3 protein-coding genes are annotated in these 13,491 nt (G+C 41.6%); all 3 read right to left on the reverse strand.

The window, feature by feature from the left end:
• Positions 1 to 9 precede the first annotated feature (9 nt).
• Genes RMX89_RS07790 through RMX89_RS07805 form a run of 3 tightly spaced genes read right to left on the reverse strand, consistent with a single transcriptional unit; the run spans position 10 to position 13,488 of the window.
• Complete coding sequence (locus RMX89_RS07790) at positions 10 to 5,874, reverse strand: polyketide synthase (protein WP_322688524.1); 5,865 nt, start codon at positions 5,872 to 5,874, stop codon at positions 10 to 12.
• Positions 5,867 to 12,454, reverse strand: a complete 6,588-nt coding sequence (locus RMX89_RS34470) for an SDR family NAD(P)-dependent oxidoreductase (protein ID WP_416211972.1) — start codon at positions 12,452 to 12,454, stop codon at positions 5,867 to 5,869. The genes RMX89_RS07790 and RMX89_RS34470 overlap by 8 nt, the downstream gene beginning before the upstream one ends.
• A gap of 56 nt (positions 12,455 to 12,510) precedes the next feature.
• Positions 12,511 to 13,488 carry a TauD/TfdA family dioxygenase gene (locus RMX89_RS07805; RefSeq protein ID WP_322688525.1) on the reverse strand — a complete coding sequence of 326 codons (978 nt, stop codon included), beginning with the start codon at positions 13,486 to 13,488 and terminating at the stop codon, positions 12,511 to 12,513.
• Positions 13,489 to 13,491: the final 3 nt, after the last annotated feature.

A 13,491-nucleotide genomic window follows, 5' to 3' on the forward strand; every position in this document is an offset into this window, starting at 1 on the left:
TTTTTCGATCTAGTTTGACAATTGCACATTAAGAGTTTTGTTAATTTCTCCAGTTACACTTGTTTCGTTTCTAGATAATTGTTCTAACTCTTCTATGAGAATTTCTTCAATCACCAAAGCTAATTCATCAATAGTGGGAGCTTCAAAAAGAGAACGAACAGGTAGTTCTATTTGAAAAGTTTTGCGAAGCTGAGAAATAAGTACAGTTCCCGTCAGAGAGTCTCCCCCTAAAGCAAAAAAGCTGTCATGAATACCTACTGGCTCTATACCCAGTAACTCTTGAAAAACTTCAACTAGTTTTTGCTCTACATCATTACTAGGAGCAATGTATGCATTTTTTAGGTTCGGTCTAGAGTGACCAGAAGATAAATTAACTGTTTGGGCAGTATTTTTTTGTTGTAAAGGCTTTAATTTAATCCATTGGTTAATTCTAGATTGTAAATTACCAGTTGAGACAACTATTTGATGATATTGACTCCATACAAGAATCCGTTCAAGGGCATTGATACCTTCTAAAGGTTCGATGGCGAATTCAGCCAAAGTTGTATTAGCAGGTATTTGTGAATTGCCTATTGCAAATCGCCATGTATCCCAGTTAATGCTCATCCAAGGAACAGGATTTATCTGATTATGCTGGTAAGCAAAAGTATCCATGAATAGACTGGCTGCTGAGTAGGTAACAGAGCCTAATCCTCCTACAACTGAGGTTAAGGAAGACATTAATAGACAAAAATCAAGCTTTTGGAACTGCAAAACTTCTTCTAATACTAAGAGTCTTTGTATTTCTTGCTGAAGTTGCTGTTGACATTCTCTTGGGTCTATCTCTACGATGGGGCTAAATAACTTATCTGTGGGTATTTTAGTTGTGTGGAATACCCCATTTATTTGACTAAACTTATTTTGTACTAAATTTACCACATCAGCGCTTTCGATTAAGACTTCTGCGCCCAGATTCTCCAGTTCTTGTACTTTCCGTATCTTGCAGCTGATGTTATCTTGCTCATCGTGAGCTGTCAGCCACTCTGACCAATCCTGTCGGTTGGGAAAATCCTCAGCTTCTAAAAGCAGCAGTTTTGCCTGTACTGTCTTTGCTAAATGTTCAGCTATTACAAGTCCTATATCTTTCAGTCCACCAGTAATTAAGTAGACTCCTTTTTCTCTAAACCTGGGTGTATCCGAGACGTTTGCATCTAATTGGACAGACTCAAAGGTTTGCACCCAACGTTCCAAGCCACGGTAAGCAATAACTGAATCAGAGGAATTGACTTTGAGTTCCGTCACTAGTTGATTGACAAATTTCTCTTCTTGCCAATTTTCTGGTAAGGGAATAGTAATATCAATGCTACGACATTTAATATTTAAATATTCCTGTGGGATGACCTTAACAAGTCCAAGTACAGTTGCTTTTTCTGGACAGACATTTTCAACTCCAGTTACAGCTTGCATATTGTTGGAGATAACTACAAGCTGTAACTCATTAATATAGTTCTGTTTTTCTAGCGCCTGTGCCAACAATAACAAACTTTGGAATCCTTCTGTTGTGTTAGAATTTGCAAATTCTGACTGGGTTACACTCCACAGATGAATAATTCTTTGTGGTATTAAGTCTTGAGCGCGAAGTTCTTTGAGTAGCGTATTGTAATCATCTTGTTGTTGAGGCGCTATTGTATATGCACATTTACCCAGATGCTCTCTTGAAGATTCACTCGTAGTCTCAAATTGTTTTCCAATTCTGACGGTAATTACATCATGACCTTCAAGTTGGAGTCGCTTCACGATTTGAGCGCCTAATCCATACTCATCAACAAATATTAACCAGCGTTCTGCTTGTTTCACCTGACCGTTTGATTGTGGTGGTAGCGAACGTTTCCATGAAGGGATGTAGAACCAGTCAGCAATGTTAGACTTTTTGCCAAATGAAACTTCATGCGTTTTGTCGGCTTCAAGTAATGCTGTAAAAGCTGCTGGTGCTTTGGGCGTTGTTTGTGTAGTAGCCTGAGCGACAATTATGTGGTCTGTAAAAGGTGCGAATTCTGAAAAGGCTGTCACCTGCACAAAACCATGAGATTTGAGTTCTTGTTGCCACTGCTCTTTGGATAAAAAGGGATTGCACATGTTACGATCGCTTTCTAAATCCTCTATCGGATTCATCAGCAGCGCGTCAATGAACTCAAATTCCAAGCGTGGTTGAGTTGTTTCCCAAAAAAGAAGTAAACCTCCAGGAGCGAGTAAAGAGCGAATGCGCTCCAGAGTTTCTCCAATATTTCGAGCAACGTGCAACACTTGGAAAGCTACAATTACATCAAAGCTGTGGCTTGAGTATCCTTGTTCTTGTAGCGATCGCTCAAGGTCTAGCAATTGGTATTCAATAAATGGATAATCGCTAAATTTCTTCTTAGCTGCATTCAGGAAGAAACCTCCCACATCGGTGAAGGTATAATTAGTTTTGTCTGATGGCAATATAGGTAATAACTCTGCCGTGCCAGTACCAGTTCCAGCGCCAAGTTCTAAAATTCTGAGATTCACTTGAGGAGGTAGTGCTTTTGACACTTGTTCTAAGCATACCCGCATGATTGAGTTGTAGTACTTATTTTCAGGCAATTGTTGGACTGAAAATTCTCCTGACTTTAATAAGGTGGAAACATGGAACTCTAATGGTTCTTTTTTACCAGTCAGCAGAGCTACCATATTTTCGCCATACAGTAGCAGCAAATCTATTTGTTGCGGTGTGTCTGTCCATTTGGTTCTGACTTCTACCAAAAGCTTATTAACAAAGTCTATTGATATTGGTAAAAAGTTAGTAAACAGTCCTTGTTCTTCATGTAACTGACCTTGCTCTACCAATATTTCTAGCCATCGACTGAACAATTCTTTATAGGAAGGAATAATCTGACATTGGTCAAATAACTCTTCTAAAAAATACTTTTTAGTGGGATTGCTAAAAGCTCCTAAATGTGCTGTTGTAAGATTAATATAAGCAATACATAAACGATCTAAACACTCTCTTTTTTCTTGAGCAATTTGCTCGTCAAATTCCAAAGCTCCTGTATTAGCTTGGAGTTGACCAGCTTCTACTAAAGATTTCCAAAGCTCTGATGCTGTTAACTTGGGCTGGAAATTTATTTGTACAGGTAACAATTTTTGTGGTTCAATCCAATATCTTTGTCGCTCAAAGGGATATGTTGGTAAGGGAAGGCGATGTCGGCGCTCATGGGTATGAAATCCCGACCAATCTATCTTGATTCCCTCAAGCCACAGTTGTCCTAATGTGTTGAGGATAAACACAACGTCAGATTGTCGCTCATAAGCATAGCGCAGCGAGGATAATATTACTTTGCGATCGCCAGGAACATTATCTAAGCATTGCATTGCTAAACTGCTTAATGCTTGTCCTGGCCCCACCTCTAATAAAATTGGACTGTGTTTTGTCCATAACTGATTTACTCCATCAGCAAAGCGCACGGGTTGGCATAGATGCTGTGTCCAGTAGCTGGGATTTGTGGCTTGCTCTGCTGTAATCCAAGTTCCGGTAACGTTAGATATATAAGGAATTTGCGGTGGTTTGAGGCTGATAGTTTGCACTAGTTCGGTGAAAGAGTCAGCGATCGCCTCCATCATGTAAGAATGAAAGGCATGGGAAGTCTGCAATTGCCGACAGGCTAACCCCTTAGCGCTCAACTCGCGTGCCAATTCCTCTACAGCCTGTGTAGTTCCCGCAAGCACACACTGAAATGAGCCATTGATTGCTGATAAGGAAAGGTTTCTATTCAAGAAAGGTTGTACTTCTTCTTCTGTTAAGGGAACTGCTAGCATTGCTCCCCCTGGCAACTCTTGAATCATTTGCGCTCTTTTGGCAACAAGAGTAATTGCATCTTCTAGAGACAACACTCCGGCTATTGTTGCTGCGGTATATTCACCGATGCTGTAACCAATCATTGCTACTGGACGAATGCCCCAGGATATCCATAATTGAGCTAAAGCATACTCAATGGCAAACAGTGCTGGCTGAGTGAGATAGGTTTGATTTAGTTTTTGGGCAGCGGGATCTGGTGATTGGCGATCGCGACCAAGCATTTGGCGTAAATCTATACCTGATTTTTCTTGGGTTGTTTCGGTTGTTGAATGGGAAGTAGGATAAATAACTTCTTTGAGATTAAGACCTAAAAGGGGTTCAAACAACGAGCAACAGCGATCGAGGTGTTCTTTAAAAGTTGGTTCAGCTTGGTATAATTCAGAACCCATGTTGACATAATGAGTTCCCAAACCAGTAAACATAAAGACTACTGGGCGCTCATTCATATCTTGAGTGCTAGTTAGGACTCGTTTGGGATTTTGGAAAGCTGCGATCGCATCTTCAGTATCTTGACAAACAACTGTCCGCCGATGACTCAAACCATGTCGCCCGACTTGCAATGTATAAGCGACATCTGCAAGGTTAAGTTCTGGGTGCTGTTGCAGGTGATTAACCAAATTTGTAGTCGCCGTCTCTAAAGCAGAGTCAGTTTTGGCAGAAACTACCAGCAATTGATACTTTCTCCCCTGCTCCCCTGCTCCCCTGCCCCTCTGCTCCCCTCCAGGCGCTTCTTCTAAAACAACATGAGCATTAGTCCCCCCAAGACCAAAAGAACTGACCCCAGCGCGGCGTGGTGTTCCGTTTGTTTGCCATGCAGATAGTTGGGTATTAACGTAAAAAGGACTGTTGGCAAAGTCTATTTCGGGATTGGGTTCTTCAAAGTACAAGCTGGGTGGTATTTGTTGATGCTTTAAAGCTAAAACAGTTTTAATTAAACCCGTCACCCCAGCAGCTGTATTCAAATGGCTGACATTAGGTTTGACAGAACCGATCGCACAAAAACCTTTCTTACTGGTCTGGGCACGAAATACTTTTTCTAGCGCTCGAATTTCAATCGGATCGCCCAAGGCTGTACCAGTGCCATGAGTTTCAATGTAGGTAATGGTATCAGGATCAAATCCTGCGATCGCTTGGGCTTGGGCAATAACCTCTGCTTGACCTGCAACACTCGGTGCTGTGTAGCTTACTTTCACTGCACCATCATTATTAATAGCTGAACCTTTAATTACCCCATAAATATAGTCGCCATCCGCTACGGCATCCTCTAATCTCTTTAAGATCGCAATACCCACGCCTCTGCCAAAAGGGCCACCAGTAGCTTTAGCATCAAAGGCGCGAGTGTGAGCATCAGCAGAAGCCATCCCGCCAGTTTGATAGAAATAACCTTCTACTTGGGGAGTTTGGATCGCGATACCACCAGCCAGTGCCATATCGCACTGGTAACTTTGCAACCCTCGGCACGCTAGATGAACAGCTACTAAGGAGGTGGAACAAGCTGTACCAACACTAATACTCGGCCCTTTTAAATTTAACTTGTAAGAAGTTCGTGTAGATATAGAATCCTTATCATTGCCAAGGGCAATTTGCATATTCAGCGATTTGAGCAAGCCAGGGTGTGAGGCGAGATTATTCAGCAGGTAAGTACTTAGATTGCCCCCAGCATATACACCAATCAGGTTATTGTCTGTTTTTGGATCGTAACCAGCATTTTCTAAAGCTTCCCACGCACACTCTAAAAAAATTCGCTGTTGTGGGTCGAGAATCTCAGCTTCTCTAGGAGAGTAGCCAAAGAATGAAGCGTCAAACATCTCGATGTCTTCTAGCACAAACCCAGCTTTTACATAGTTAGGGTCTTGCAAACAAGTTGGATCTACGCCTTGTGCGATTAATTCTTCATCGCTGAAGGATGAAATAGACTCTACACCGTTGCACAAATTCTGCCAAAACTGAGCCACATTTTTGGCTTTGGGAAACCGACCTGCCATGCCAATTACGGCTATTCCTTTCAATCGATTACTCATACACTCTCCTCCTGAGTTTCATCAGCTCCATTTCTTCTTCAATTGCTGCTTCTTGCCTTTTGGCACGCTCTTGGGCTTGCTCGAAGGCTGGCTGTTGATTTTGTGTCTGGCTGAGATATCCTGCCAAGACATTGATGGTGGGATATTCAAATAAGTCAGCTGTGGAGATATCACAGTTTAAAGCAGCCTGCAATTTACTGCGTACCTGTACCATGAGAAGTGAATCGCCACCTAGCTCAAAGAAGTTATCGTGGATACCTACTTGTTCGCTACCCAGGAGTTCTTGCCAGATCAGAGAGATTTTTTGCTCGATTTCGTTTCTGGGAGCAATATAAGTAGTACTCAGTTCTGGTCTTGAATACGTTGGTTTTGAGAGGTTATCTTTGTTTGTAGCTTCTGGATTGGGTGAGTAATTCACGAGATCCGGCTTGATTTGAAGTCGGAAATCATGGGTTGAGACCAAAACTTGGGAAAGCGTATTTTCCAGAATCCGGTTGAGAGCTTCTATCCCCTCAGCAGGTGATAACCCTTGCTCAAGCAGTTGTTTTTGATAGGTTTGGGCAGGTGTGACAGATTTTTTCGGCTCTCTAGGACTGAAAGCTACGGATACTTTAGTGTCTTTGTTTTCCCCAATAGATAGGGAGTCTTGATTTTCCAAAGATACAACAATCTTACCAATATGCTTTGCTCTTGCCATCTCTTCAAAAGCACGAGCCACGGAATCAATAGCAAAGACCTGATAAGGCAAGGGTTGAAAATTTCTCTGGTGGAAATGTTGTACTACTTCGCGCCACAGGTCGCTAAAGTTGGGAAGTTGTCGGTCTACGTTAATAGCAAAGAACGATAAGCATTTTGCAAAGACTTTTAGACCTAGTTGGCTGTTATTGAGAATATCCCGCTTACCAATTTCTAGAAAGCGTCCGTAAGGTGCTAATACGTCTAGACTTTTGGTCAAGAATTCTCCGGCAAGGGAATTCAAAACTACATCTACACCCTTGCCATGCGTGCGTTGCATCACTTCGTCAGCAAAAGCGACAGACCTAGAATCAAAGACATACTCAATCCCAATTGAATGCAGAAACGCTCGTTTCTCTGGATTACCTGCCGTGGCGAAGATTTCTGCTCCTATCCACTGAGCAATTTGAACTGCCGCCATGCCGACTCCACCAGCCGCAGCATGAATGAGAACGCGATCGCCTTTACTCAACCGACCCAATTGCATCAGGGAATAGTAAGCTGTAGTAAAGGCTACGGGAATTGTTGCCGCTGCTTCTAAACTCAAATGTTTGGGTTTAAGTGCAACTGACAAAGCAGAAGTTGTGAGGAATCGGCTAAAGCAACCATCGCCAAAGGCAATCACTTCATCTCCAATTTCAAACCCCTCAACGCCTTCTCCTAATGCAACTATTTTTCCAGCACACTCCAAACCGAACTTGAGATCGGCATCAGTTGGCATAGGAAGCATTCCTAGAGCCAGAAGTACTTCTTTAAAGTTAAGACCAGTTGCAGCCACCTCAATTTCTATCTCTCCTCGTCCTGGTTGCTGTCGCGATCCTGATTGAAATGTCAAAGTATCTAAAGTGCCAGGAGAAGAAATTTGTAAACAAAAGTTTTGGCTTTCGGAAATAGGAGATTTTTTGGGGATGACATCTACTTTTCTCAAAGTATACTCTTCTATCTCAATTAATTCTCTCCCTTGGTCATCCATAATAGTGATATCAAATTTCAGAGTATCATTCCGAGATTTTTCATTTTTAGTGGATCTAATGTGACTGTATACTTTCTCAGGTAAAGATTCTCTAAACGTCAATTTTTTATAAGAAAATGGTAAATAAGCGCTTTTTTCTTTGATGCTCAGAAAACCAACGGCATTATCTAGTAAAGCCGGATGTAATTTATATAAATTAATATCGTTGGCAAATTGGCTAGGTATTTCTAGGATAGCTAAACCTTCATTTCTACCGAATTTTGCCTGTTTGAAGTTGTTCCATCTAGAGCCAAATTCTATATATCCTCCTTGAAGTTTAATTTCCCTTTCTGCATTGGTAATTTCCTGCTCGTTACATCTGGCGATAATTGCTTCAATGTCATATGGATTAGTAAATTCTGTTTCGATAAAGGCTATTTCTCCCCTAGCATGTTCTAACCATTTATCTCCCTCAGAGCTTGATTGGCTGATGATCGAGAATTCAAATTTATCTCCCTGTTTTTTCAACAGTGTCCGAACTTCTTTTTCTTCATCACCTTCTACTACTAAGGGCGTGAGAAAATATACTTCACTGATTTCTATTGGGCGATTTTCCCTATGCTTTTCAAAAGCAGCTCTAGCCATTTCCAGGTAAGCTGTTCCTGGAAGTGTGGCTTTTCCCATGACTATGTGTTCATTCAAAACCCAGTGTTTGATGACGCTAAATTTCGAGATATATATTTCTTGCTCTGAACTCTCCACTATGCATTGCTCAAATAATGGATGGTTCACTGCTTGAAATTGAGGTTTGACGATCTGGGATGGGGTTGATATATTTGCGGCTGTGGCTGCCATCCCAACTTCCTGCCAAGCAGACCAGTTAATAGATGTAGTAAATATGCTATCTCGATTACTCTTATAGTGAGCAAAAGCATCCAGAAAAGCATTAGCACTAGCATAATCTACCTGTCCTAATTCTCCTTGAATGGCCGTCATTGAAGAACACAAAACAAAGAAATCTAGCGGAGTATCCTGAAAAATACTATTAATAACTAGCGTTCCCTTCACTTTAGGAGCGAGAACCTTTGCTGTCATTTCTGCCGTTTTTAGCTGAATGATTCCACCTCCCGGAATCCCAGCGGCGTGAATTACACCATTGAACTTACCAAAATGCTCCTGCGCCTTTGCGATCGCATTTTGCATCTGCTCAATGTTAGTCACATCAGCACTCACTACCAAAATTTCTGCACCCAACTGTTCGAGTTTTTGGAGTTTTTGAATCTTGCAGCTAATACTATCTTGCTCACCATGAGCCTTCAGCCACTCTGACCATTCGTCTTTTGCCGGAAATGATGAACGTCCTGTGAGCAGCAATTTTGCCTTTACAGTCTTCGCCAGATGCTCCGCCAGCACCAGTCCAATGCCTCCCAATCCCCCAGTAATTAAATAAACCCCTTTTTCTTGTAATTTTGGTATTTTTGTAGAGGCTGGCTCCAAGGAAACAGGTTCAAATTGTTGTACCCAACGATGATTTCCTCGGTAGGCGATAACTGAGTCAGAAGATTGTGTTTGTAATTCACTCAGCAACTGGTCTATCAGTTTCTCTTGATGCCAAGATTGATTTGAGGGAGTAGTAATATCAATGCTGCGGCAACTGATATTTAAATACTCTTTTGGTATGACCTTCACAGGGCCAAGAATAGTTGCCTTTTCAGGATAAAGAATTTCATCTCCAGTCACTTCCTGCATGTTGTTGGAGATGACGGCTATTTGCAGTTGCTCGCTAAAATGATGTTTCCCAAGTGCCTGAGCGAGAAATAGCAGACTATAAAATCCTAAATCTTCTGTGTTAACTGCTGATTCTGTATTGTTAACAGGAGTGACATTCCATAAATGCACAATTGTGTTTGGGAATTTGTTTTCTGCTAAAAGTTCCTTGAGCAAAGCATCATAGTCATCTCGTTGTTGGGGATTTAAGGTGTAGTGGCGATCGCTTAATTTTCTCAACTCCGATCCTGTGCTGAGTGCGATCGCATCTCGACCTTGCAGTTTCAATCGGTTCACTAATTCTTCACCCAATCCGCACTCATCGGTAAACACCAGAGTGCAAGCCAAAACCGATTTTTCACTCTTGGGTTTTTCGGGTAGTGAAGAGCGTTTCCATGATGGGACGTAAAACCAGTCAGCAATATCTGACTTTTTACCCGTTACAGAGGCGATCGCCGTCTGTAAACTTGTCTTTACAACTGCTGGTTTTTGGTCATGAATCCAGTAACGCTGGCGCTCGAAGGGGTATGTTGGTAAGGGAAGACGATGACGGCGCTCATGAGCATAAAATCCTGACCAATCCACATTTACTCCAGATAGCCAAAGCTTGCCTAATGTGTTCATTAAGAACGCTACATCTGAGTGTTTTTCTTGAGGATGTCGTAATGAAGATAATGCGATCGGTTCTGAATGCTTTTTGGCAAAGGTAGATAAAGTATGCCCAGGCCCAACCTCCAGCAGGATGCGATTTGGCTCTTGCAGTAATGTAGAAATTCCTTCCGAGAAGCGAACACAGGAGCGTAAATGTTTCGCCCAATAATTTGGATCTGTGGCTTGCTCTGCCGTAATCCAAGTGCCCGTAACATTGGAAATAAAAGGAATTTTCGGGGGATTTAGTTTGACTTTACTGACTTCCTTCTCGAATGGCTCCAAGATGGTTTCCATCATCGGAGAATGAAAAGCGTGGGAGGTATGCAAACGCCGACATTCTATCCCTTGAAGCTGGTTTTGCAATGCATTTATAGCATCATCAGTTCCCGATACCACACACAAAGCTGGTGCATTACTAGCAGCTAAGGATAAATTTTCATTCAGTAAACCTCTAACTTCCGCTTCTTTTAGGGGTACAGAGAGCATTGCACCAGATGGAAGTTGTTGCATCAATCGCCCACGAGCAGCTACCAGTCTTAAGGCATCTTCAACAGACATTACACCAGCTAAACAGGCAGCGACATATTCCCCAATGCTATGACCAATCATCGCTTGGGCAGAAATCCCCCACGATATCCACAATTGAGCCAAAGCGTATTCTATGACAAACAATGCTGGTTGAGTGATGTCAGTTTGTTGCAGTTTTTCGGCTGCGGCTTTTGATTCTGACTCCTTGGGATAAATAACTGAACGCAAATCCAACCTCAAATGTGGTTGCAGCAATTGACAGCAAAAATCGACTTGTTCTTGAAAAACTGGCTCAGTCTGGTAAAGTTCTTTACCCATGTCTACATATTGAGCGCCCTGTCCGGGGAACATGAAAGCGATGGGGCGATCGCTATTTTCAACTAAGCGAGTCAAAACTCTTTGCGGATCTTGTAAGGCGCTGGCTGCATCCTCGATATCTTGGCACACCAGCACGCGACGATGATTAAATTCACCACGTCCTACTTGCAGGGTATGGGCAACATCCGCTAAGTTCATATCGGGATGTTGCTGGAGGTGATTAGCCAGATTTTCTGTTGCAGTTTCTAAAGCTGAGTCAGTTTTGGCAGAAAGTACTAACAACTGCCAGGGGCGAGAAGGGCTAGACGGTTCCAGCACTGGCGCTTCTTCTAAAATGACATGAGCATTAGTCCCACCAATACCCAAAGAACTCACACCAGCACGCCGAGGGGTACTTCCCGCTTTCCATTCTGTGAGGGTTGTATTCACATAAAAGGGACTATTGGCAAAATCAATCTGGGGATTTGGCTGCTCAAAATTTAAGCTGGGTGGTATCTGCTGATGTTTAAGGGCTAAAACTGTTTTAATCAGTCCGGCTATTCCAGCCGCCGCGTCTAAATGACCGATGTTTGTCTTCACTGAAGCGATCGCACAGAAGCCTTTTTTGTTGGTATTGCTACGAAAGACTTGCGAGAGTGCGGCAATTTCAATCGGATCGCCTAAAGCTGTACCAGTACCATGAGCTTCAATATAGTTGATTGTCTCAGGCTCAACTCCCGCCAGCATCATCGCTTCAGCAATCACCTCTGCTTGACCATTGACGCTAGGCGCTGTGTAGCCAACTTTACCAGAACCATCATTATTAATAGCTGAACCTTTAATTACAGCATGGATGCGATCGCCATCTGCTAGAGCATCACTCAATCGCTTCAGGACAATAATTCCTACACCATTACCGATAGTTGTTCCCTGCGCTTTCGCATCAAAAGCACGACAGTGACCATCAGGCGATAATGTGCCTCCGGGTTCGTACAGATAACCCGTTTTTTGCGGTACGTGGATAGAAACCCCACCGGCTAAAGCCATGTCGCATTGATAATTCAACAAACTTTGACAAGCAAGTGTGGTTGCAACTAGTGAGGTGGAGCAAGCTGTTTGAACTGTAATACTTGGGCCGGTAAGATTTAATTTATAAGAAACACGAGTTGTAAGGAAATCTTTATCGTTACCAATTACTGTTTGATAGCATTGGGCTGAACCCAGGCGATCGCGGTTTAAATCTAATGAATAATAGTTATTGAGGCTAGCACCAGCGTAAACTCCAATGCGACTGTCACATCTATTTGAATCATAGCCAGCATTTTCCAATGCTTCTAAAGCACACTCTAGAAAAATCCGGTGTTGGGGGTCAGTAATTTCTGCTTCTTTGGGATTAAAACTAAAAAATGACGCGTCAAATAAATCGATATCTTTTAATATGGCACTGGCTTTTACATAATTGCGATCGTTTAATATATTAGGAGCAATCCCATCAGAGACTACCTCTTCATTTGTGAAGATAGAAATTGACTCTACACCAGACTTTAAATTTTGCCAAAATTCCTCAATATTTCTAGCATCGGGAAAACGCCCTGCCATCCCAATGATGGCTATGGCTTCCATCGAATCATTAGTATCTGAGATACTCATTAGTTTTTTGCCCTTTTTTCATTAATAATTGTTTGATTTATGTCATATTTAAATTATTATTTAAGATAACTAAGATGAGAAAAAATTTGCCGTCGAGTATCTTTAAATGCTCTGCGTCCATGTAAAAATCTGGAATTATCAATCATTACTATGTCGCCAGTTTGCCACGGTATTACTCCAGTCAATCTATTCATTATTGTGTTGATTTCATCGATAACTACATTAGTAATCGGTGAACCATCTTCAAATGTTACTGTTTGGGGTTGTGCTTGTAAATAAGTAACCAAAAATTGTGGTAGAGAGCCAAAAAACTTTCCGAAAGCCGAGCTATTATATGTATCTAGCAAAGAGGACTTTATCTTATCCAAAGTTCCTTGTTTTTGATACCACGGTATGATGCTATTAGCAAATGCTTCTTTCCCAGAAGTTCTTGTTTTTACTACAGATGAGCAAATATATTCCATATGTATAGACTGGTCATCTCTGATAAAGTAATTTATTCCTTCAAACTCAGATAATGATCGCTTCGTATCATCAATAGTGGTATCTGAACCAAAAAATAACTTCCAGCTATCGACATCAAAATCAAACATAAACTTGATCTTTTTGTCAAGAAATAGTTGTTTTGACTGTTCACTTAACTCTTCCCAAACCTGTACACCATCCCAGAACAGAGTTTCACCATTTTTTGCTGCTGGTACAGCACAACAAAACCAAACAACGTCAGGACGAAATGGACTAACTGCATTCTCACAATGAGGAGGAACATAGTCAGTTCCATTGTCTACTAATTGGATAAATTTGTCTGGTGAATCAACAATTTGTCTTTGGGGATCTCGGACATATTTAGAACTAAATTTTCCCGAAAACTCTACCATTTGCTCATAATTAACCCCAAAACCTCGAAAAAGCAGAAGACCAAATAAATTGAACAGGTCTAATATTTCTTGAGTTGGTAGGCTAAGGATGTTTTCGCCTTGATCGCTAAAAATTATTTTAGCATCGGTAGTTCCAAATGTTGCTAAATTTATCATTTT

The sequence above is a fragment of the Nostoc sp. DedSLP04 genome, assembly GCF_034530775.1.
GTDB lineage: Bacteria > Cyanobacteriota > Cyanobacteriia > Cyanobacteriales > Nostocaceae > Nostoc.

Excerpts from the sequence above, each read along its gene's own strand:
- RMX89_RS34470 (WP_416211972.1), bottom strand. The coding sequence starts at position 12,454 with ATGAGTATCTCAGATACTAATGATTCGATGGAAGCCATAGCCATCATT.
- RMX89_RS07790 (WP_322688524.1), bottom strand. The coding sequence starts at position 5,874 with ATGAGTAATCGATTGAAAGGAATAGCCGTAATTGGCATGGCAGGTCGG.
- RMX89_RS07805 (WP_322688525.1), bottom strand. The coding sequence starts at position 13,488 with ATGATAAATTTAGCAACATTTGGAACTACCGATGCTAAAATAATTTTT.